This window comes from Bradyrhizobium barranii subsp. apii, from assembly GCF_011516635.5.
Taxonomy (GTDB): domain Bacteria; phylum Pseudomonadota; class Alphaproteobacteria; order Rhizobiales; family Xanthobacteraceae; genus Bradyrhizobium; species Bradyrhizobium barranii.
Genome location: NZ_CP096257.1, coordinates 33,556 through 54,369 on the forward strand (window position 1 = coordinate 33,556; position 20,814 = coordinate 54,369).

Annotated in this window: 21 protein-coding genes and 1 pseudogene; 15 read left to right on the forward strand and 7 right to left on the reverse strand. The window is 64.0% G+C overall.

Going from position 1 to position 20,814, the window contains the following annotated elements:
* Positions 1-32: 32 nt before the first annotated feature.
* The 10 genes and pseudogenes from HAP41_RS50950 to HAP41_RS49250 form a co-directional block, all read left to right on the forward strand.
* A pseudogene (locus HAP41_RS50950) lies at positions 33-80 on the forward strand (hypothetical protein); the annotation flags it as partial.
* Between the two features lie 182 nt (positions 81-262).
* Positions 263-796, forward strand: coding sequence for a hypothetical protein (locus HAP41_RS49210; protein ID WP_224581106.1), 534 nt, complete (start codon positions 263-265; stop codon positions 794-796).
* 194 nt (positions 797-990) lie between these two features.
* Positions 991-1,497: a hypothetical protein gene (locus tag HAP41_RS49215; RefSeq protein WP_166107094.1), complete on the forward strand. Its 507-nt coding sequence runs from the start codon at positions 991-993 to the stop codon at positions 1,495-1,497.
* Positions 1,494-2,315, forward strand: coding sequence for a metallophosphoesterase (locus HAP41_RS49220; protein WP_166107096.1), 822 nt, complete (start codon positions 1,494-1,496; stop codon positions 2,313-2,315). Before HAP41_RS49215 ends, HAP41_RS49220 begins: the two co-directional genes overlap by 4 nt.
* Before the next feature lie 129 nt (positions 2,316-2,444).
* The gene (locus tag HAP41_RS49225) at positions 2,445-2,813 is read left to right on the forward strand and encodes a DUF6634 family protein (protein WP_166107098.1); all 369 of its coding nucleotides are present in this window, start codon (positions 2,445-2,447) and stop codon (positions 2,811-2,813) included.
* Between the two features lies 1 nt (position 2,814).
* Positions 2,815-5,061 carry an AAA family ATPase gene (locus tag HAP41_RS49230; RefSeq protein WP_166107100.1) on the forward strand — a complete coding sequence of 749 codons (2,247 nt, stop codon included), beginning with the start codon at positions 2,815-2,817 and terminating at the stop codon, positions 5,059-5,061.
* Between the two features lie 138 nt (positions 5,062-5,199).
* The gene (gene solA, locus HAP41_RS49235) at positions 5,200-6,363 is read left to right on the forward strand and encodes an N-methyl-L-tryptophan oxidase (protein WP_166107102.1); all 1,164 of its coding nucleotides are present in this window, start codon (positions 5,200-5,202) and stop codon (positions 6,361-6,363) included.
* Positions 6,360-7,772 (forward strand): hypothetical protein, encoded by a 1,413-nt coding sequence (locus HAP41_RS49240; protein WP_166107104.1) that lies wholly within the window; start codon positions 6,360-6,362, stop codon positions 7,770-7,772. The genes solA and HAP41_RS49240 overlap by 4 nt, the downstream gene beginning before the upstream one ends.
* A 207-nt stretch (positions 7,773-7,979) precedes the next feature.
* Entirely contained in the window at positions 7,980-9,383 is a 1,404-nt protein-coding gene (locus tag HAP41_RS49245; RefSeq protein WP_166107106.1) for a DUF8225 domain-containing protein, read from the forward strand.
* Between the two features lie 74 nt (positions 9,384-9,457).
* Positions 9,458-10,774: a Dyp-type peroxidase gene (locus tag HAP41_RS49250; protein ID WP_166107107.1), complete on the forward strand. Its 1,317-nt coding sequence runs from the start codon at positions 9,458-9,460 to the stop codon at positions 10,772-10,774.
* A 109-nt stretch (positions 10,775-10,883) separates the two neighbouring features.
* Here HAP41_RS49250 and HAP41_RS49255 read toward each other — a convergent pair whose 3' ends face one another.
* Positions 10,884-13,148 carry a hypothetical protein gene (locus tag HAP41_RS49255; protein ID WP_166107108.1) on the reverse strand — a complete coding sequence of 755 codons (2,265 nt, stop codon included), beginning with the start codon at positions 13,146-13,148 and terminating at the stop codon, positions 10,884-10,886.
* Between the two features lie 140 nt (positions 13,149-13,288).
* Between HAP41_RS49255 and HAP41_RS49260 the strand changes: the two genes are divergently transcribed.
* The 3 genes from HAP41_RS49260 (at position 13,289) to HAP41_RS49270 (ending at position 14,510) form a co-directional block, all read left to right on the forward strand.
* Entirely contained in the window at positions 13,289-13,657 is a 369-nt protein-coding gene (locus tag HAP41_RS49260) for a hypothetical protein (RefSeq protein WP_175618596.1), read from the forward strand.
* A gap of 65 nt (positions 13,658-13,722) precedes the next feature.
* Positions 13,723-14,172 (forward strand): helix-turn-helix domain-containing protein, encoded by a 450-nt coding sequence (locus HAP41_RS49265; RefSeq protein ID WP_166107109.1) that lies wholly within the window; start codon positions 13,723-13,725, stop codon positions 14,170-14,172.
* Entirely contained in the window at positions 14,172-14,510 is a 339-nt protein-coding gene (locus HAP41_RS49270; RefSeq protein ID WP_166107110.1) for a VOC family protein, read from the forward strand. Before HAP41_RS49265 ends, HAP41_RS49270 begins: the two co-directional genes overlap by 1 nt.
* On the opposite strand, the gene HAP41_RS49275 is transcribed toward HAP41_RS49270, so the two are convergent.
* From HAP41_RS49275 to HAP41_RS49285, 3 genes are all read right to left on the reverse strand, one after another.
* Complete coding sequence (locus tag HAP41_RS49275) at positions 14,459-15,079, reverse strand: NADPH-dependent F420 reductase (protein ID WP_166107111.1); 621 nt, start codon at positions 15,077-15,079, stop codon at positions 14,459-14,461. The two genes, HAP41_RS49270 and HAP41_RS49275, sit on opposite strands and share 52 nt — an antisense overlap.
* 127 nt (positions 15,080-15,206) lie before the next feature.
* Positions 15,207-16,328, reverse strand: a complete 1,122-nt coding sequence (locus tag HAP41_RS49280; RefSeq protein ID WP_166107112.1) for an NAD(P)/FAD-dependent oxidoreductase — start codon at positions 16,326-16,328, stop codon at positions 15,207-15,209.
* Positions 16,325-18,226, reverse strand: a complete 1,902-nt coding sequence (locus HAP41_RS49285) for a LodA/GoxA family CTQ-dependent oxidase (RefSeq protein ID WP_166107113.1) — start codon at positions 18,224-18,226, stop codon at positions 16,325-16,327. The genes HAP41_RS49280 and HAP41_RS49285 overlap by 4 nt, the downstream gene beginning before the upstream one ends.
* A 210-nt stretch (positions 18,227-18,436) precedes the next feature.
* Here HAP41_RS49285 and HAP41_RS49290 point away from each other — a divergent pair, with 210 nt between their 5' ends.
* Entirely contained in the window at positions 18,437-18,634 is a 198-nt protein-coding gene (locus HAP41_RS49290) for a hypothetical protein (protein ID WP_224581115.1), read from the forward strand.
* 15 nt (positions 18,635-18,649) lie between these two features.
* Here HAP41_RS49290 and HAP41_RS49295 read toward each other — a convergent pair whose 3' ends face one another.
* The gene (locus HAP41_RS49295) at positions 18,650-18,847 is read right to left on the reverse strand and encodes a DUF3606 domain-containing protein (protein ID WP_166107115.1); all 198 of its coding nucleotides are present in this window, start codon (positions 18,845-18,847) and stop codon (positions 18,650-18,652) included.
* Between the two features lie 118 nt (positions 18,848-18,965).
* Here HAP41_RS49295 and ligD point away from each other — a divergent pair, with 118 nt between their 5' ends.
* Positions 18,966-19,886 carry a non-homologous end-joining DNA ligase gene (gene ligD / locus HAP41_RS49300; protein ID WP_166107117.1) on the forward strand — a complete coding sequence of 307 codons (921 nt, stop codon included), beginning with the start codon at positions 18,966-18,968 and terminating at the stop codon, positions 19,884-19,886.
* A gap of 21 nt (positions 19,887-19,907) precedes the next feature.
* On the opposite strand, the gene HAP41_RS49305 is transcribed toward ligD, so the two are convergent.
* The gene (locus tag HAP41_RS49305) at positions 19,908-20,375 is read right to left on the reverse strand and encodes a cell envelope biogenesis protein TolA (RefSeq protein WP_166107119.1); all 468 of its coding nucleotides are present in this window, start codon (positions 20,373-20,375) and stop codon (positions 19,908-19,910) included.
* Complete coding sequence (locus tag HAP41_RS49310) at positions 20,372-20,698, reverse strand: HAD hydrolase-like protein (protein WP_166107121.1); 327 nt, start codon at positions 20,696-20,698, stop codon at positions 20,372-20,374. The genes HAP41_RS49305 and HAP41_RS49310 overlap by 4 nt, the downstream gene beginning before the upstream one ends.
* Positions 20,699-20,814: the final 116 nt, after the last annotated feature.

Sequence of the window (20,814 nt, forward strand, 5' to 3'; positions counted from 1 at the left end):
GGAAGCGAGTCCCCGCGAAGTTCGTCGCCCTTATGGGCCGGCGCGACATCAAGTTCTCGCTCGGCACCAAGGACGTCGACGAGGCGCGGCTGCGCTGCGCCGAAGAGAACATCAAGCTCGAGCGGATGTGGCAGGATCACGCCGCAGGTCGGCCGCGTGGGCGCGAGCTGGACTATCGCCAGATCGTGGCGCTCGCCGGCGAGTTCTACAAGGAGACCGTCGAGAGGCATTCATCGAGACCATCGAGATCCCGATCAGGGGCGTGTGCCCGCTGCTCATGCACAACGGCGCGCTGGCCGACCCGCTCGACGAGCGCACCATCAGCTTGGCCGCCATCACCGGCAAGCGCCTCAAGACCAAGGCCGACCACGAGGAGATCGCCCGCCGCGAATGGTATGGAGGTCTCTGGCTCAACGACAAGCTGCCGTGCGTTCCGCAGGAGGCCGTCGAGGCGGCCTTCGTCCAGGGCGCCAAGACGCGGAGGAAAGGCGACGCCGCGAAAGCCGGCTTCGTCGTCAACGAGCCGGCGATGCTGGTCTACGACGGACCGACCGACCTTGCGAAGCTCTGGGACGACGCGCGGTTCCGACTTCGCAAGGGCGTGCGCGTGCTCCGGGCGCGTCCCATGCGGACCCGCCCGCGCTTCCCCGAGTGGAGCGCCGTGATCTCGGCCACATTCCTGAGCACCGAACTGAACCGGTCGGAGGTCGTGGACTTCATGAAGATCGCGGGAGCGACGCGCGGCATCGGCGACTGGCGGCCCAAGTACGGCCGGTTCGAGGTGCTGATCGACTAGGTTCAAGGCACGGCACGGCGCGGCAAGGTGCGGCGTGGCGGGGCGTGGCCCGGCGAGCCATGGCAGGCCCCGGCGTGGCGAGGCGAGGGGAGAGCTCCGAACAGGGCTGCTCCAGATTTTTTTCGAAACGAGCGAGACGCCGTCGGCGACGACGGTCGACGCGCCTTCGGGCGCGAACGGGAGAACTTTGCGTGATGAGTACGAAGAAGAAGATTGATCGACAGTCCGGCGGGCACGCCGAAGCCTACGCCCATTGCTGTCCGTGGGCGGACGGGCTTCGCCTGTGGCGCACGGTGCCGGCGGACGGGTTCGGTCCCGCCGAACACGCCGCCGTCGCTGAGTGCATGCGGCGCACCTCCTCCACCATCGAGGTCTGGCGTGCGGCCATCGGCGGCGACGCGCCGAGCGCGATCCGTCGGGTGCTGCGCATGAAGCGACCGCCGGCCATCACGGCGTCGACCGACCTGACGATGACGGTGCTGCTCAACGCCGCGCTCGCCGGCAGCGCCGGCGCCGCGCTGGTGCTTTCGCATTTGCTCCGGCAGATGCCGCTGGACGACGTCGAGCGGCGCCGTCTCTCGACGTCGTGGCTGGCCCACAACATGCCTCGGGCCGAGGCCGACGGCGGAGGCATCCGTCGCCGTCTCGGCAGGCGCGCCGCCCGCGTCTCCGCGCGTACCGAAGGGGAGGTCAAGCCGTGAGGATCCAGATCTTCTCCGACCTGCACGTGGGCGTCGGTTCCCTCAAGCAGATCACGGTGGCCAAGGACGTCGACCTCGCCGTCGTCGCAGGCGACGTCGCCGAAGGCGCGCAAAATGCGTTCGCGACGCTGCGGGGCTTCGTGCCGGAGGCCGTCCCCATCGTCTTCACCATGGGCAACCACGAATACTACCGGCGATTCCTCGGCGAGGAACTGGCGCTCGCCAGGGCGCTGGCGCCGGACTTCAACATCCATCTGCTCGAGAACGACTGCGTCGTCGTCGGCGGCGGCACCGTCAGGGTCGCGGGCGCTTCGCTCTGGACCGACTACCGCCTGTTCGGCGACAGCAACGCGCCCGCCGCCATGCACGCCGCCCGCGTCGGGATGAACGATCACCGGCTGATCGGCTGGAAGCGCAAGCCGTGGGAGCGCTTCCGGCCTCAGGAAGCAGCATTGCTGCACGCTGCCTCGCGCGCCTTCTTCGTCGAGACCTTCGCGACCCCGTTCGACGGGCTCGCAACGGTCGCGGTCAGTCACCACGCCCCCCACGTCGGGTCCGTCGCCGCGCGGTTCGAGAGCGACATCCTCAGCGCGGCGTTCGCCAGCACGTTCCTCGAGGAGTTGGATTCCAAGCGGCAGGTCGTCGACAGCCAGCAGCCCGCGACGACTTTGAAGCCCCCGGATATTTGGGTTCATGGGCACGTCCACGACGGTGTGGACTACCGCGTCGGCTCGACGAGGGTGATCGCGAACCCTCACGGATACGGCCGGGAGAACGCCGCTTTCGATCCGGCGCTGGTCATCGAGGTCGGCACATGAGGTTTACCTGGATGCACCGGCGACCGGTCACACGCAAGCCACCACTGCACGAACGGGCCACGCCCCCACCATCACGGCGCCGGCGAGACCGGCGCCGGCACCACGCTCATCAGAAACACAGGGTCGCACATGATCACCGAAAATTTCCGCTTTCTACTGCCGCGCTGCATTGAGCATGACCTGGCCGTCAAGCTCCGGGTCCTGGCCGACGATCTCGATCGAATTCGCGCGGGTGGCGCACCGACCAAGGCCGAGCTCGCGAAGGCGCCGCTGATCGTGGACTGGCGTCTGGTGCTCACGCAGATCGGTCTTCGGTTGCTGGGTTTCGTGGCCGGTCATCCCCGGCTCGGCAACATCAACGCGATGACCAGCCAGCTCTGGGCGGCCGGCCCCGACGGCACCTGGATCCGCACGCTGTCGAGATTCTATCGGCTCGGCCTTCGCCACCGGAATGAGGATCGTGATGTCGGCGATCCGAACTTCGACGGGGGCGTCTGAGATGCTCGAGAAGATTGCGGGAGATCGTGCCTCGCCGCCGGCTCCTCGTCTTGGTCCGCTCGAGCTGGCGGCGTACAAGGCGGACTGGAGGGAGTTCCACATCTATGCCCGTCACGTCGCGCAAGCCGCGTCGAAGTGCGATGCTGCAGCCGGCGCGAACGATGCGCCGGACGGTCCGGCGAAGGTCCCCGCTGCAAGCCTTCCGCAGGCCGGGACGGGACCGAGTTACGTTCGTCGGGGCTTCGCCGCCCTGCGTCGTCAGCTTCCCGACGACGGCGAGGGGGAGTTCGATCACGACGACGGCGCGGACCGCGACGTCGCGGCGTTGACGCCCGGTCGAATCGCGGCTCGTCTGCTGCTGGCGCGCCTGTTCGACCGAAATCCCTCGGTGATGCGCGAACTTCGCGCCGGCGCGCCCGTCGTCATCGTGGATATCCCCGACCTTGCTTTGTTTGATCGGGTCTCTCACCAATGGATGGAGGTGCTCGGATTGCGCGATCTGCTCTTCGCCGACATCGGCGCGTTGTCCGACCGCACGAAACGCGAGGACTATGGAGCCGTCGAGGCCGTCACGAAGGAGCCGCTGAAGAAGAGCAACAGGGGCTCTGCGGACGAGCGCGCGTTCGTCGCGGTCCAGTTGGCGCTGCCCGTCATCGCCATCACGCCGTCCGCCGAAACGCACCTGTCGGCGGTGTTGTTGGACGCGGCCACGCACCGGCTCATGCTGCCTGACATCGACGGCTCGCTGATCGACAGCGTGATCAGAGCCGTCACAGGCAAGCCGTGCAGGGCGGCACTCCCCGAGCATGTCGTCGCCCAGGTGGGCGTGCGCGAACTGCTTCTCGCGGTCCGCTTCGACCGGACGCCGCAGCAGTGCGTCGAAAAGCTTCTTCACTTCGTAGCGTCGAAGACGGCGAAGCGGGGATCGCGCGACCTCACGCTCGACGAACTGCATGGTCTAGACGAAGCCGTCGAATGGGCGAGAAGCACCAAGCGGGACCTGGATGCGTGGCGTCGCGGCGAGATCGGCTGGGACGAAATCGACGCCGGCGTCGTGCTCGACGGCCCTCCCGGCACCGGCAAGACCACATTCGCAAAAGTGGCGTCCGCCGCCATGGGCCTGCCGCTGATCACGGCCACCTACGCAAAGTGGCAGGCGGCGGGGCACCTGGGCGATTTTTTGAGGGAAATGAAGAAGGATTTCGGCGACGCCCGCTCCAAGGAGCCTGCCGCCATCATGTTCATCGACGAATTGGATTCCTTCCCCGTCCGCGACGGATCGACCAACGACTACGTCGTCGCTTGCGTGAACGCGATCATCGAACAGCTCGACGGCCTGCAGGGTGCAACGAACGGCGCGGCGTCGAGCGGCCGCCAGAAGGTGATTTTCATCGCCGCCACGAACGACGTACGGCGGTGCGACCCGGCCATCGTGCGAGCAGGCCGCCTCAACCGCATCATCCAGGTGGGTCTGCCGGCTCCTTCCGATATCGAGAAGATGATGCGCGTGAGACTGCGCGGCGACCTAGGGGACGAGCCGCTGGAAGATTTGTCGCTGCTCGCGGTCGGCTCGACCGGCGCCGACATCGAGCGGATCGTCAAGGACGCGCGCCGTCAGGCGCGGCAGGAGCGGAGGCCGCTCTCGATCGAGGACATGCGGCGCGCGGTCCTCGGAAATTCCGAAGGGCTGTCGCCGGAGGTGTTGACCAGGGCGTCCTTCCACGAGGCCGGACATATCGTCCTGGCAGTGCTTCATGGAGGGCCCGCCGACATCCACGCCGTCGTGGCAGGATCGCGCCGATCCGTCGGTTTCGTGGTGTCGAAGCACAGGCATGCCGCCGGCACGCTGGAAGATTACCGCCGCGAGATGCAGGGTCTCCTCGCCGGCCGGGCCGCGGAAGAAATCGAACTCGGGGCAGCCGGAGACGGCTCGGGCGGCTCGGAAGGGTCATCCGATCTGGCGCAGGCCACCCGTATCGCCGCGGCGCTGGTCGGCTCGTTCGGACATTCCGGTCCGCACCCGCTGCTCTTTCTCGCCGATCGGTCCCGCACGCGCGACATCATGAGCCACGCGTACCTCCGCTCTGCCGCACACCAGGAACTTGCCGCCGCATTCGATGAAGCGAAGAGGGTGCTTATCGAGCATCGCGCCGCGCTTCAGTCTGTCGCGGCCCATCTGCGCGAGCGGGGGCGTATCGATGGCCATGAGGTCGAACGGATCCTCGCCGAGACGACGAAGACGCCCTGATCCGACGGGCGCGTATCCAGCGAGCGTCAGCGGCGGAATGCCCGGGGTACGCAACGAGGGATTGCATTGACCTTCGAAGCAAGGCGAGAATGCCGGGACGAGCCACAGAAGGGCGGCGGTGAAGGACGGGAGACAAGAGTGCGTCTATGCGAAATCGCGATCGTCGGCCTCGGCCTGATGGGAAGCTCGGCGCTCCACTCGCTGGTGCGTCGCGGGGCCGACGTTCTCGGGTTCGATCCCATCACCGTGGGCGAGGCTCGCGGGTCTTCGCATGGTTCCTGCCGCGTGTACCGGCGCTTCAATTTCGAGAGCGCGGCCTACACCGACCTCAGTGATGCGGCATTCAAGAGATGGCGGATGCTGGAGTCCGCCAGCGGGCGGACCATCCTCATGCCGAGCCGCGTGCTCGAAGCGGGACCCCCCGGATCGAAGATGGTCGCCGATTCCCGCGCCGCCGCCCGGCTCAAGGGCGACATCGCCGGTGCTGCCACCGGAACGGAAGCCAACGCGGCATTTCCGGCCTTCCGGTTGCCTGAGGAATGGGACGTGGTCGTGCAGGAAAGCGGCGGCATCCTGTTGGCGGAAGCGGCGATCCGTGCGTTCCGGGAAGGAGCCGAGCAGCGCATCGTCGCCGCCACGGCGCGGATGCGGCCGACGGCGGCCGGCATCCGCATCACGACGCCGCACGAGGAGGTCTTGGCCGAGAAGGTCATCGTCGCCGCCGGACCTTGGATAGCCGGGCTGGTCCCGCGGCTTGCCCGACATTTGAAGATCACCCGTCAGCCGGTCGGTTGGTTCGCGCCGGCGAGACCGGAATGGGTGCGCTACGGCGAGTTTCCGATATTCATTGTCGAAGGCGCGCGCGGTCTGGTCTACGGCTTTCCGGATTTCGAGGGACGAGGCGTGAAGGCGGCGCAGCACGACCATGGTCCGGTGGTCGACGCCGACGCCTGGGAGCCGCCCGCGACAGACGACGAACTGGATGTGGTCGGAACGACGCTCGCCGATCTGTTGCCCGGTGCCGCGGGTCCGATCGTGGATCGCGACATCTGTCTCTACACCAATACTCTCGCAGCGGACCTTCGCAAGGACGACGGCAACGAGTTCATCATCGACCGGCTTCCCCACGATCCCCGCATCATCGTCGCTTCGCCGTGCTCCGGTCACGGCGCGAAGTTCGCCAGCGCAATCGGCGCGATGGTCGCGGACATGGCGCTCGATCCGAAGGTGCTGGCACCGGAAGCATTCCGCCTCGACAGATATTCGCATCCCTTAGCCGGTCGGACGGGCGGTCTCCTATGACGAACGCCGCTTCCGGGAGGACAGAAGCCATCGCGCATCTGAAGAGGTTTGGGCTGCGCTTTGCGGTCGTCTTCCCGATTCTGATGGGCGCGGAAGCGCTTCGGTGGGCCTACGTCTGGGGCCAACGAGGCGAGCCTGTTCTACATCCTTGGACAGTCTCGATCGCTGCTTTCGTCTGCGCCGTTCTTGTCTATGGCTTCGAGCTGCTCGTCGCCAGGTTTCCCGATGTCGGATGGCTGGCACGGCTGCACACTCCGCGGTGGACCGCGCTGGAGCCCTTTTTCAAGGGATCCAGGATTCCGCTGACGATCATCTTTCTGTCCTATGTGCTCTTCTACGTGACCGAGGGGCTCGCCAAGAACTCGATCTGGGCGGTCTGGGTCAACCAGCACGTCTTCAATTTCGATCTTTTCTGCAGGCATTTCTCGGCCATCGACACCATCCGCATCGAACTCGCGGGATACGCGCTCTACCTGGCGCTTCACGGCGTCTACAATTTCTACTGTCCTCCGATCCTGGCGCACTCCATCCGCAAGAGCGGCGGCCTCGCCCGCGAAGACGCGGCTCTCGTCTTGGTGCGTTCGGTCGAGAAGCACGGCCACGCCATTCCCCCTTCCAGTCTGGCGGATACGATTTCGGCATTCGCCGCCGAGAACCGAGGGTCGTTCGACGACGACACGAAGGCGCTATTGGACGGTCGGCTGAGACAACTCGGGGCGGCGGCAGGCCTTCAGCCGACAGCCGAAACGGATGCCGGCGAACATGCCGTTGCGGAGGCCGAATCCGAGCGGCCCGCCACCGCCGCGGCCGTCGCCGCGGACGCTGCGGACGTCGCCCGGCTATTTCCGTCGAAGCTCGCTGTCGAAACTTATTACCTCGGCGTCGATCTTTTCGATATCCTCTATCCGGCCATCCGCGGCGTGCTCTGCGCCGGACTGGTCGCCGCTATTCTGGCCACCAGCTTGCCGGTGGCCGCAAAGTTGTTGTGGGTCGCATTCCCGCGGCTGGGAGAAGCATGCATGACCGACCTGAACAAGGTGCCTACGGACTTTAGCGATTCGGAATGGGTCGAATTCGAAGGAAGGGTCGAGACGACCGGCATAAGTGATACGGCACTCGTTCCCGCAGACGATGCGAACGAGCGTTGGACGCTCGAAAATAAAGACGTCACGGTGATCAAGGACGAGAAAGGTTCGCGAATTTTCCTGCGGATCGGCGGCGTCGTGAAAGACATCAAGACGATGGGCGCTTTCAGCGGTCCGCCGTATTCGCCCGTTCCCGCTGCGCGAATGAGCAAGCAGTGCGGCCCGGCAGGAAGCCGATGCTCCAATCACGTCGAAATCTGCTGCGACAGCAACGTCATCAAGGGAAAATGCTACACTCGATGGCCGTGTCCGCAGCAGCCATAGCGCTGCGAGGCAGCCGCCGTTCGCACTGCGGTCGCCGTCCAGCGGTGGGCTCTTCGACGAGACCGGTGGCTCCTGACAATTCCGACTTCGCCGGCGGCGAGGCGTCGGCTCGCACCGGTCGATATCTCACCCGCTGTCAAAAGGTGATGCAAATTTCTACGAAAGGGGCATGATGCTGCTTTTGCAACCTTTTGGGGAGAACCGGAAATGGCCGATTGGATGTTCGATGCGCCCGCCGGACTGAAGGATTTCCGGGATCCTAAGGACTGGCATCGTGCGATGGAGAAGGAGGCGCGCGACATCATTGCGATACTGGCCGCGTCCAGTCTCGGCGTGGACGAGGCAACCAGCGATCAGATCGAGGCGGAACGCGACAAGCTCGCGTACGTCGATCCGACGCGCACCGCGCCACCGGAGACCGCCGAGACCGTGCCGATCCAGCCTTGGAACGGATTTCCAAGGGCGGTATCCCGAAAGGCTCCCTGGAAAGAGTACCCTCCCGTGGACGGCGATCCGGACGGAAACTACAGGGCAGTCGAGCATCTCGGAGAAGACGATCACCGTGCCGGGGTCTTCGTGGACCGGCACGATAGGGTGCTGCACCTTCCCGTCCGCGACCGTCAGGACGAATATCTCGAGTGGGCCGTACGGCGGGACGACCAGAGAAGAATCACGAAGATTACGTTCGTGGCGGAGGGATACGACTACTTCTCCGAACTGTTCGAACACGACGAAGGCCGCGTTCTGGAGCTCTACAAGGATTTCACGGGGCAGCGAGATCTGAAGGTCGACGACCTTCGCGCCAAGGACGGCATATACCGTCGCCTCAAGGACGGTTCGACGATTACCGTTGCGGAGCCGGGCGGCTTCAATCCCCGCAACAGGTACAACATCAATCCGGGGATCGTGCACCTATCTCATCGCGCCAACTCGCTCGGCGCGGAAGTCAATCTCGCCGGCGTATCCGGAATCATACGCAAGAAGGGCGACGGCACGCGGCTGGACGGGACCGACGCCGAAAAGCTCCTGTGCTGCAATCGCGGAGGAAATCCAAACCGCAATAGCGATCCGCTGATCTCGCAGCAGGCCTATGCGCAGGTCCTCCAGAGCTTTCGCTACACGCTGGCGAACCCCGTCGGCCTGTACGTCGCGGGCATCGAAGAGAAAGGTCTGCTGCTACCGGACAATAAGACGAAGGTTCCCAGAGAGTGGTGGAACGTCGTGCGCGGCGCAGATCTTTGGGATCCTGACGCCAGTCGCGTACTGCGGCTCGAACTCGAAGTGCCGGAGAGGGAAAATTTGACGATCGAGGATCTGCTGATCGGTGGAAACAAGATTCTGTTTCCGGGGCAGGTCGCCGAACTGCTTTCGGTCCATCTCTTCGTCACCCGATGGAAGAGGGGCGATGCTTCGGTCGGCCCCGAGGTGAAGTGCGACGCGACATGCTGCCGAAAGGGTGCGCTCCTGGAATCGAGCGACGGAAGCTGCAGCGACGGCTTCCAGCCCGCGTTCCCGGATCTGCTTCCGCCAAAGGCCGCCGTCGCGGTGGCGGCCGCGAAGCCGGCCGCCAAGACTGTGGCGGCGGTCCTGCCGCGGTCGGCCTTTAGATGACCGATCGCGTTCTGGACCTCGACGACATCCAGGGGAACGTCCTCGGCGGTTTCAACACCGACATCCAGGAGTTGGTGCCGCTCGCGGTGGCGGATGCGGCCGATTTCCAGCGCGCCTCGGCATGGGTGGCGAGCCTGTCGCCTGCGGTCACCACCGTTGCCCAGGTACGCACGCAGCGCGAAGCCATGAAATCGGCGCCCGCGACCGTAAGTCCATGGCTTTGCGTCGGGATCGGTCAACGTCTGCTCAGCAAGACCCAATCCGACGTGCTCATTCGCGACGAAGCCTTCAACGGCGGCATGGTGAAACGCGCTCCCTCCGTGCTCGGCGACAAGTCCGACCCTGCGGGTTGGCGTGTGGGCGGTACTGGAGCGCCTGTGGACGTTCTCTTGATCGTCGCTTCCAACGACGAGGGAGCGACAGCCTCACGGGCGCAGGAACTAGTGACGAGCGCCGTCGCGGCCGGACTGTCCGCCGGGCATCGCGATACGTTGCGCAGGCTGGACGACCGCGAACATTTCGGCTTTCGCGACGGCATCTCTCAGCCGCAGGTCGCGGGCTTCGACGACGTCGGCGAGCTGCAGCCCGGCAACTTCGTGTTCGGCTATCCGAAGGTCGCGGGCTCCGAGCCGTTTTGGCCCGTGGTCGATCCGCGCGGGTTGACCGACAACGGATCGCTTCTCGTGTTCCGCCGGCTCGCGCAAGAGGTCGGGGCGTTTCGCGCCTTCTGCGCGTCGGAAGCGATGCGCCTCGCCGCGCAATGGCCGGGACTTACGGCCGAACATCTGGGGGCCCTGATCGTCGGACGTTGGCCGTCGGGCACGCCGGTCGCGGCCGGTCAGACGAGCGACCCCGGCCAATTTCCGCCCGGCAACGACTTCGACTTCAAGAACGATTCCAACGGAGCTTCCTGTCCTCTCGGCGCCCACATAAGAAAGATCAACCCTAGGAACGGTCCTAAGGACGTGCTCGAGGTACCGCGGATGCTCCGTCGAGGCGTACCCTTCGGGCCGCTTTACGACGCGGCGCCGGAGGCCGACAGAGGTCTCGCGTTCCTCGCCTTCCAGTCCTCCGTGAAATCCCAATTCGAATTTCTCACGCAGCACTGGATGAACAGTGATCTCAATCCCGGTCGCGGCAACGACCTCCTGGTAGGTCGCTCCGACGGGGCGGCGCGCACGATGAAGATACAAGGGCCCGCCGGCCCGATCCAAATCTCGGCTCCCCTCGCGGATTGGATAAAGCCGACCGGCGGGGCATATCTGTTCGCCCCGAGCAAATCCGGATTGACGAAGTTCGCAACGCCGCCGGCCGCGTTCGGTCTTTGGAAGGCGCAGCAACTATGGGCCATCACGCTCGATTCCGTGAAGCAGTCCCTGTTCGATCGCTAACGCCCTCGAGACGCCAAGTGCGCCTCCTCCGGTCGAGGTCTTCGATGTCCAAGCGGATCTCGTCCGCCTGATCGTCCCACGCCTTGCCGGAACATGGCGCGACGAGTCGTCAGCCGAGATCGTCGGTTTGCAACGTGCCTCCATTGGCGACGATCGCCTGATAGACGAGACGGCGCATTTCCAGAATGAATTCGGCAGCGACGGAATTTATCACGGTGGACGCGATCGGCGCGCCCGTTTCAAAGATGGCGTTTATTTCCTGCGCACGTCCGAACGTCGAGTTCTTGCCTCGGAGATCGTACGCCGCGCGCCATTCGTCGAGGTGTTCCTGGACCAGCCTGCGTTCGACGATCCGATGCAGGTCGGTGTAGACCTGCTGTCGGATCGACGATAGCGCGGCTTCGGCCTCCGCTTCGTCCGGAGTGCGGGGATGCCAGCTTGCCGGGTTGTCGAGGAAGCGGGATATCTCCTCGCTGAGCCTGGCCAGCAGATCGGCGACCGGTTTCAGACTGTCGTATTCCGTGCCGATCTCGGTCGCGATCCTCTTGTTCAGCGCCTTGATGCGCCCCCAATGCTCCTTGTAGGCGTTCTCGTGAGGCTGCAGCCCGAGTCGGGCGCTCCACGGTCGTCTGAACCCCCTCGCTGCGCTTTGGAGCGCGAGAACGAGTCCGTCCGGATGATAGACGGGGCTTGCCGCCGGCGCCGGCGGCGGCTCGATCGCCTGCCTGAACGTTTCGAGCATGCGTTCGAGTTCGCCCTTGACCCCTTTGGGCAATTTGCCGCTCGGCTGGTCGAGGGCGCCCAGCATGAAGCACTGCCGATCCACCGAACGTTCGAGTGTCCGGATGATGGAGTTGCCGAGCACGTCTTTCAAGTTCGCCAGGCCGTTGGTCACGGACGCCATGACGTGCGCCCGCTTCTCTGCGAAGCCCGGAAGGTTGACGCCCTTGACCTGGTCGAAGTGGGTGAAGGCGATGGCGAGCTTCTGCTGATGGCCGCCCGTCGCCGCTGCACGTATCACCGATAGGGATGCGGCCTGCATCGGCTGTTGGGCGTTGTCGACGAGCAGAATCACGTCGACCTCCGCAAAACGGCGCGTGATGTGCGTCGTCACGCTCGCCGAGGAGTCCGGCGTGTGGCCGAGCCCCTGACCGTCGAGCAGCACCAGCTTCGGCTGCGTACTCGTGAACGTCGGAAAGAGGGGCCCGAGGATCCGAATTCCGTCCACGAGCGGGGTCAGAAGTCTTCCGAACTGCGGAGCGTAGTTGCTCGAGAACCAACGGATCTGCTCGATGAACTCCCGCCGTTCCCGGCATTCGAAGGTCCACTTTGCCGGCCAACCGGATGGATGCAAGTCCAACGCGCCCTTCGAAAGCAGATCGAACTTCGAACGCAGGCTGTCCATGACGTCGTGGACCAGTTCGTCGAAGTCGTCGTCCTCCTGTATCCGCTCCTCGAAGAGCTCCTGCGCGGCCTCCAGATCGGGGCCGGCAAGCTTGCTGACGTCTTCGTCGAGCTCCTTCGACAGTGTCAGAGTCGCACGTCCGCTGATCGCGAAGATCCTCTCCACGTAGGCACGGAGCAGCGAAGCGTTCGTTCGTCGTTCCTCCTCGTCGATATCGTCGTCGCCCGGAGCGATCGGCGAGGCATTCTCCTCGAACGCCCAATCGTCGTCGGAAATCTGCGCCCCTTCGTCCTCCCACGAACCCAGCGTATAGGTCAGCCGGAAACGCTGGTCGCGGTGGTTCAGGAAGCGATCCGCCACCTTCGCCGGAGATGCCTTGGCCCAGGCCGCCGAGCAGGCGTCCGCGATGCAGTCCTCGAGATTGGCCTGCACCCAGAATTCCGAAAAGAACGTGACCACCGCCGAGAAGGGTTCATCGGCCAGGACCACTTCGATGTCGGAGACGGTCGTCTTCGCGGTGGAGGTCGATGGAAACCTGTCCTCGTCCGGATCCGAGCCGATCACGTGACGCAGCAGGCTCGTCTTGCCCGCACCGGTCGTGCCCACGAAAATGACGCGGCTGTAGTCCTCCGTGGCGTCTCGCAGGCGGATGTGACTTTCCCGCACGTCCCAGGGATCGGGCCGGCCCGCCTGTATCTCGTCGTAGAACGCCGCGGTGATGATCTTCGAAAACCTGCGTTCGGCTTCGTCGCGCTTCATCGCGCTCCACCACGAGGTGTCCGAGAGGATCACGTTGAGTTCGGCGACCAGACGGTCGGCCTCGTCGGCATCGGAGGTGCCGAGGCCCCTGCGGACTTTGAGGCCCGGCTTGCCCTTCGCGTCGTTCCGCAGCGGGTGCCGGAAGGTCACGGTCCAGCCGGGTCTTCCTTGGGCGCGCGCCTTCGCGGCGGAGTATCTGGCTTGAGCCATAGCGTTGTTCCCTGTTGTACCAGAAGTATTGACATGGTTAAGGGTCCGTGTCAATCACGCGGTACAACTTGGTACAACATCGCGCCAGGATCCGCCAATAATTTATATACCTTGCGGAGTATATTAAAGGACGCTATCTGATGTTAGACCGTCGCCAACGCTTTGCGGTGTTTCTGGACCGGCTCGGGTCCGCAGCGCCTGCAGCGTCGCACGACGAGGCCTTTGAACTGCTACGAAGCATCCTGACCACCGTCGAGGACGAGTTCTCCGGAGTTCCGGAAGACCCCGACAACTACCTCGACGATGGTCGGCTGTATCCTCCGCAAGAGGACAGCCGAAGGAAGGTCCCGGGACGGCCGGATCTGATCCGCTACCGCTCGAAGGGGCACAATACGTGGATCGGGTCGAACGGTGCGATCCGCATCGAGGAGCTTCCCGGCAAGAGCGGTGGTCCGCACTGTTGCCTGGACAAGCCGGGCGAGGATGGACGAACGGTGAGACTGGAATGAGCGCTCAATCGATCGAAGCTTTCGTCAGGGCCCTTCGAGAACTCGCTCCCAACGCGAGGATCGACGTGGACGAAGCCGAGTCCGAAGGAGGAGAGTCCTTCATCGATATCTCGGATGGCGACTTCCGCACCGAGGTGTCGTACCGACCGAACTTCGGCTTCGGCATCTACGTGACGACCGGGGTGTTCGGCCAGCGACCCGACGAGGTCTTCCGGAACGCGGCCAAGGCCGCCAAGAGGATCGGACAGCTCCGGGAGTCGTTTTTCAGAGATGGCGTGCTCAGGCATCTGACGCTGGTCGAGATGCGCGTCCTGACCGGTCTGACGCAAGTGGACGTCGCGAACGCGCTGGACATAAAGCAGCCCTCGGTGCAACGCATCGAAAGACGTGGAAACGTCCAGATCGAGACGCTGGCGCGGCACATCCATGCGATGGGCGGCCGGCTGGAAATGAGCGTCGTCTTCGACGACATGGAAGCTAAGTTGGAATTGACCGCCCTGAAGGCGAACGCCTGATGAACTTTCCCGCGATCAATCTGGTGGTCCTGCGCTCCGATGATCCGGCGAATCTCGCCGCCTTCTACGAAGGTCTCGGCATGCATTTCGAAATGGAGCGTCACGGCGATGGACGCGAGCATCTCGCCAGCACGGGAAACGGTGTCGTTTTCGAAATCTATCCGCGACGCGGCGACGAACCGATCTCGCGCGGCGTCAGGCTCGGCTTTCGCGTACGGTCGATATCGGAAGTCCTCGAGCGCCTCGGTCCGCGTGCCCACCTGTTGTCGGACCGCAGGGAGGTTCTTCATCTTCGCAGCAGCGCGAATCCAATATTCGGTCCGAACTGCTGCGTGTAAGCGAGGTTGATCCACAGCATTGCCAAAGGCTCAAGGTAGCGACTCATGGCTAGTGGGCCGGTATCGATCGGGTCGAAACCGAGGTCTGCGACAAGTGCCATGACGATCTCCTTGGCGGGCGTATCGTCGCCGGCAAGTGCCATCATCAGCTTTCCGCCGGGATAGTTACTGTCTGCCATGTTGTGGGAGCCTGTGGTGCTGAATGCTTTGACGACGCGTGCGCTCGGCGCAAGCCGCGCTACGGCCTCCCCGCCTGAATCGCCAAAGCCGATCGCAAGCTCCCGTCCGGATTTGAGAGGATCGGTCGTGTCGATCAACACTTTGCCGGCGAGGCCCCCCAGCGATCTTATCGTCGCCTCGACAGCGGTCCAGGGGACCGCGAGCACAATCACATCGGTACTGGTCGCAGCTTCGTTCAGGGGGACAACTACAAAACCTTCCTTTCTTAGCTCTCCTGCTTTGTCGCCAGCCACGTCGCGCGTCGCGAACGTCACGCTATGGCCCGTCTTAAGCCATCCGCTCGCCAGCGCACGACCTACATTGCCCGAACCGGCAATTGTGATGTGCATAGTGTGCTCCTGTGCGATTTTGCCGAACGAGTCCGGCTATGACCCGTTATGCCATAGAAAGCAATTTCAGCGCATTAGCGGGCGCTTCGAGCGGCCATTGTGAACTTTTCACACGGCGAAGCACGGCCTAAAGGTGAGGAGCCTGCGGAGCTCGTGCATTTTCATGGGCGGTCTCGATGCGGCAGCGCCAGAACGGGCATTCTCGCCACCGTGTCTCCGTGCCGTACCAAAGGGCAAGCCGCTCGGCGTAGACGTTCCGGATGTCGGCGATTGTCCGCTCGTAGCCAGACAGTGCGTTAGCTGCGTCCAATAGGTATCCTTCGGTGGCCTCCGCAGCGGCAAGGCCGGTGTACAACGCGTTGAACAGCCCCAGGGATGACAGTGGATCAAAATTGATCGCCGCATCGCCTGTTGCAAGCCACCCTTCGCCGGCGCAGGGGGTAAGGTGCGCACCATGCGCAGCAGTAAAGCCGGAGCGCTCGTCCGGGGTGAACTTCACTGAAGACAGCAGTTCGCTAAGGTGTGTGGCGGATGTCGCATGGCGAAGCATCGCTTCGCGGTCGCGTGCGATCCCTGCGCTCGCCAGGTTCGCATCGGTGTGGAACGCGAGAACTCGCCGATCGTTCGGCAGCGGCGCGGTGTACCACCATCCGTCTTCCACAGCCTCGATGAACGTCATGCCGTTGCTGCCGAACGAACCCCCGTGGATCCAGCCGCATACGAGGCGGTCATGTCTGCGCCGCCTTGCGCCCAGACGGCGCGCAAGCGGAGCCGCGCGGCCCCCTGCATCGATCAGAAAACGCGCCGTCAAGCCGACCTTTCCCGTCGCAGTCGCCAGCGACAAGCGCCAGGTTCCTTCGGATCGTTCAATATCTTCCATTTGCGCCGGCGCGAGGAGTCGCGCGCCGCGGCCAATGGCGACGACCCGCAGCCAGGCATCGAAGCGCCCGCGATCAAGGTGCCAGCCGTGCCCGTCGGGACCGCGCATGAAATCGCTTTCGACGGGCTCGTTGCTGCCCCAGACCGAACGATTACCGTAGCAGGGGACGTGAGGCTCGGCCTCGAACGAGGGCCACAAGCCCATGTCGGTAAACAGCCGGCGCGCTGCGGGCACCAGCGACTCCCCGATCCGCGGCGGAATCTGGGGCAGGCGTTCGATCATGACCACGCGCCGCGTCGGCGCGAGATTGAGCGCCGCCGTCGATCCGGCCGGTCCGGCGCCGACGATGACGACGTCGGCCTCGATCACATCAGTGTCTTCAGCCCGAACGGGAAGCGCCTTACCTTGTCGATCCGGGCCAGATCGTGGGCTTCGCTCGCCGCTGGCGCGAGCGTCCGTGTCGCGGCGACCACAAGCGGCTGCGGCGGCACGTCCTGCACGCCGATCATCGCCGGAAAGGCCGGATCGCCCTTCGGCCCGTCGCGCATTTCCACCACGCCCATCTGGCCGATGTCGCCGATGAAGGAGTTGATCTGGTCGAGATAGCCGCCGTGCATGATCGGCGCCAGCCAGTCCGACCGGGTGGCGAACGCCTTCAACCGATCGTCCAGCGACTTGCTCTTCATCACGATGTCGTAGTTCGCATTGCTGAGCACCTGGTTCGGGACGCGCGCCGGCCAGAACGTCGGCAAATGCGGCGCGTAGACCGGCGGATCGGATGGGTAGCCCGAGCGGCAGCTCGCCGTGTCGGCCTGCCACGGCACCGCCATCCAGCGCGTCACGCCGCCCGCGACTTGTCCGTACAGCGGACCATCGGGCAGAGTCACCATGTCCGGCGTGAAGGCTGCACCGTACGATGGATCGTCATTCATGTCAGCGGCATGGCGCAAGCGGAACGGCGCCATGTACATCGAGGTCTGCCGCATCGGCCACGTCATCTCGCAGCCGGGATGGAAGGCGTCGGCAAGGCAGAACTCGAGGGATGCCCGATCGAGCATGGCGGGCTGTTCGGCCAGCGGAACGTCTTCAATGATGCGCGGCGGTTTGCGTGCGGGATCGTAGTCGGCGTCGAAATCGCCGTCCGCCCAATGATCCAGCATGGTGAGCTGCAGCGGCGTCAAGGTAGTGAACGCATTCGACGTCTTCGGAGTAGGAATATTCATGGCGTCGCCGTACATCCACGGCCATGGCACCGGCGACCATGCATCGCGATCGGCGCGGCGAAACTGGCTGGCGACCATCTCGCGGGTTTGTTTCTCGGAGTCGTCGCGACTATTGAGGCGCGCCAAGCATTCCGGTGAAACCAGATAGTCGGGCGAGCGCCAGCCGAAATAGGCGGCGAAGCCCTCATTGACCCATTGCAGCCCAGCGAGGCGTTCGAATAGCGGGCGGATATCCCGCTCGAATGAGGTTCGCGGCGGAGCTTTCGGCTTCAGACGCGGCGAAGAATTCGCCACGTCGCGCATTAGATCCCACATTGTGCGCACCGACTTCTGCAGCGGCGCGTAGTTCGGAGGCGCGACCACGACCCAGGCCGGATCGACCGGGAGCGTCGTGCCGCCGATCGTCACCTCGGCGGTGACCGGCCCGTCCGAAACGTCGTCGTACCAACCATCATTGTTGGCGAAAGTAATCGCGCGAGTGCCGGTGTGAGACGCCGACTTGCCGCGGCCGCCGAGCACGACGAGACGACCTGCTTCGTCTGTGCGAAGCTCGCCGAGATACACCGGCGTGCCCATGAAGCTCCCGGTGTCGAATATGTGCTGCGGCCCCCCTTTAACATTCGGCCCGCTGATGCTGCGTGGACCTGGGTCGATCGACAGGCTCGCCCGATCGCTGACTGTGATATTCCGCAGCATCTGCGCCGGCGCTGAGAGCGCTTCCGGGATGTCTTGCGCCAGCTGGAATTCGTACCAGGAGGCCTTCTTGTTGGCGAGGTGGACGGTCCAGGCAATGGTCGCATCGATAGCGGTCAGCTCCGCGAGAGGCTTGCCGTCGGCATCCAGGCCATAGATGCGAAAGCGCGCGGATTGCCGCTTCAAGGCTCCGCTCCCGTCGCGGTAGAAACCGGCGGGATGCGGCTGTGGATCGGTGATCTCCGGTCCGTAAAAGCTGCCGTCCGAGCTGTTGCCAACCCGCGCGATGCCGATCGATGGGTGAATCGCCGCACGGACGATTCCGGCGGGCAGTTTTTCTGCTGTTGCCAATTGAAATTCCTCCGTCTGAAATTTATGGCCCCAAAGCCAACGTCACTGGCCGGGCACAATTGTAATAAAGCACAAAGTACAAATGCAACCAAGCGAATGAAGACTGGAGAGCTCGGACGCTTCTATTCCTTGGTCACTTCCTCCCGGCACGAAACCATCGAAAATTGTCAATCGGCTTGCAAATTTTTGGCGGTCAATATTGCAGGCCGAATGACAGCGCACGCTATACACGAGTGCGAATATCACGGCTGGGCCAAAGATCGGGCGGATTCGCACGCTCGAGATCATGCCGTTGAAGTCGCCTGGCAGCATCCGCCAGCAGGCCTCTCTCGGGACGCCGCCGTGGCGGAGGTCCGGGAAGTCTTGGATTCTATCGGTGACTCCTGCCCGGAATGCCCGCCGGGGTGACGGCGGGCACAAGGGTCACTTCTTGCGTGCCAGCTTTTTCTCGACCTTGCCGCGGACGTTGCCCACTTTTTTGACGGCCTTCTTCACGGCCGGTGCCGAGCGGCCCGTCTTCTTGGCCTCGTAGTCGACTTCGTACTTCTGACCGCCGGCGACCTTGGCTCTGTCCTGGATCCGCCCGCGGGCCGTCTTCCTTGCCGCTTTCTTCGCTGCCATGTCGTTCTCTCCTGTGTGATGTTCCGGTACCGAAGCAACGCCGCAAGGATTCACCGGTTCCGGAACAAATGCAGGCGTCCCAGTTTGAGTCTGTTTTCGAGTTGCATGGAGTTCGTTGGTGTCGTTTCAGCGTACGAAGGCAGAGGCGATTGGCGTCAAAGCGCCGCTACCAGACTTCGTAGAGCCGGCCCTTGCGACCTCGATCGCGAAGGTCCCATCGGGTGCCCGCTGGATCCACGAAATCAAGTTCGATGGCTACAGGGTCCAAGTCCATCTGGCCAACGACGCCGTCCGGATCTTCACCCGGCGCGGTCACGACTGGACGCACCGATTCGAGAAGGTCGCGCACGACGCGTGGCACATCAAGGCAGCATCGGCGGTCATCGACGGGGAAGTAGTCGTGCCGGCCGTCGACGGCACGACCGACTTCTCAGTGCAGCAGAATGAACTCAAGGGTCAGTCTACGAAGATCGCGCTGGTCGCTTTCGATCTCCTGTATCTGAACGGTCGCGAACTGCGGAAGCTCCCGCTCCACCGGCGCAGGGCTGAACTCAGCAAGATCATCGCCGGAACGGACATCCAATTCAGCGAATCCTTCGAGATCGATGGCCAAGAGATGTTCCAGCACGCCTGCAAGATCGGCCTCGAAGGCGTCGTGTCAAAGGTGCGCGACAGCGTCTATCCTACGGGCCGCAGCAACGACTGGGTCAAGAGAACCTGCGCGCAGCGGGAGACCCTGACGATCGCCGGCTTCGCTCTCGACGGATCGAGGTGGGACGGTCTCTACATTGGGCGGCGGAAGGGCTACGATCTGGTCTACGCCGGCAAGGTCGACCACGGCTTCGACAAGGTCTCCGCCACCGACCTTCGCAAGCGCCTGGAGCCGCTGATCCGAAAGACGCAGGCATTTTCGAAGCGGATCGCGCACAGAGGCATCTGGGTGGAACCGAAGCTGCTGGCAGAGATCGAATACCGCGGGAAGTCGGCGGAAGGAAAAGTCCGGCATCCATTCTTCCGAGGGCTGCGAGAGGATCTGTAGATTCCCCGGCGGCGAGCGACGCTAATCTCGCGCCCGCTTCAGGGCGGCCATCAACCGCTCCTTCTCCTTGTTCCACCGAACCTCTTCGGCCTGCGTCCTCTTTTCGAGTGCCTCCGCCTCGGCACGGATGGCCGTGGCTCTGTCGGAGTGCTCCGTTTCCGCCCCGTCCAGTGCAGCCTGCGCCTTGTCGACGGCCTGCTGGCGGCGCTCACTCTCCTTCTGCCGGGCAGCGTCTTCCTTCGCCTGTTCGCGCTCGCGGCTCTTCCGCTCCCGTTCGTAAGCGAGGGCGGCCCTGTGTGCCGCGGCCTTGTCGGCGGGCCGGCCAGCAGCCTTCTGCGGTTTACTTTTTTCCGGCTTGCGTGGAGCTTCCTTCGGTCTCCCGCCGACGCCCAACCTGGCGGGCAGTTCGGCATGCTCGCGGAAGGGACCGATGGATCCGACGGGCCGTTTGAGAACGACGCCGGGCTTCGCCATGGTCGCTGCGATCACGTCCGGATCCTCTCCTTTGCCGCGCCTTGGTGGAATAGATTGCTGTCAGCACCCCAAGCCTCAAGCGCCTTCGCCTTTCCCGCCGCTTCGGCGTCGTAGGGCGTGTCGCCGATCGCGACGGCGTCGGCGCCTTCGATCCCAAGTTTCTTAAGGGCTACTTCGAAGATGTCGGGGGCCGGCTTGTATTCCTCGACGTCGTCCGAACACGTCGTCACGTCGATCAGGTCGGCGATGCCGGCAATGTCGAGATAATTCTCAAGCTCATCTTTCTTGGCGGAGCGGGAGCGGTTGTATGCCGCTGCTGAGCCAGCTGGCTCGTTCATGCCGGGTACGTGAGAGCGCAACTGGCCGTTGGAAATAGTTTTGCAATTCCAATCGCGGGGGGGGGACGACAAGCACACATTGCTCTTGTCGCCCACTGTGCGCGGCCCATGCAACG

Excerpts from the sequence above, each read along its gene's own strand:
- HAP41_RS49215 (WP_166107094.1), top strand. The coding sequence starts at position 991 with ATGAGTACGAAGAAGAAGATTGATCGACAGTCCGGCGGGCACGCCGAA.
- HAP41_RS49225 (WP_166107098.1), top strand. The coding sequence starts at position 2,445 with ATGATCACCGAAAATTTCCGCTTTCTACTGCCGCGCTGCATTGAGCAT.
- HAP41_RS49230 (WP_166107100.1), top strand. The coding sequence starts at position 2,815 with ATGCTCGAGAAGATTGCGGGAGATCGTGCCTCGCCGCCGGCTCCTCGT.
- HAP41_RS49240 (WP_166107104.1), top strand. The coding sequence starts at position 6,360 with ATGACGAACGCCGCTTCCGGGAGGACAGAAGCCATCGCGCATCTGAAG.
- HAP41_RS49245 (WP_166107106.1), top strand. The coding sequence starts at position 7,980 with ATGGCCGATTGGATGTTCGATGCGCCCGCCGGACTGAAGGATTTCCGG.
- HAP41_RS49255 (WP_166107108.1), bottom strand. The coding sequence starts at position 13,148 with ATGGCTCAAGCCAGATACTCCGCCGCGAAGGCGCGCGCCCAAGGAAGA.
- HAP41_RS49260 (WP_175618596.1), top strand. The coding sequence starts at position 13,289 with ATGTTAGACCGTCGCCAACGCTTTGCGGTGTTTCTGGACCGGCTCGGG.
- HAP41_RS49270 (WP_166107110.1), top strand. The coding sequence starts at position 14,172 with ATGAACTTTCCCGCGATCAATCTGGTGGTCCTGCGCTCCGATGATCCG.
- HAP41_RS49275 (WP_166107111.1), bottom strand. The coding sequence starts at position 15,079 with ATGCACATCACAATTGCCGGTTCGGGCAATGTAGGTCGTGCGCTGGCG.
- HAP41_RS49290 (WP_224581115.1), top strand. The coding sequence starts at position 18,437 with ATGACAGCGCACGCTATACACGAGTGCGAATATCACGGCTGGGCCAAA.
- HAP41_RS49295 (WP_166107115.1), bottom strand. The coding sequence starts at position 18,847 with ATGGCAGCGAAGAAAGCGGCAAGGAAGACGGCCCGCGGGCGGATCCAG.
- HAP41_RS49310 (WP_166107121.1), bottom strand. The coding sequence starts at position 20,698 with ATGAACGAGCCAGCTGGCTCAGCAGCGGCATACAACCGCTCCCGCTCC.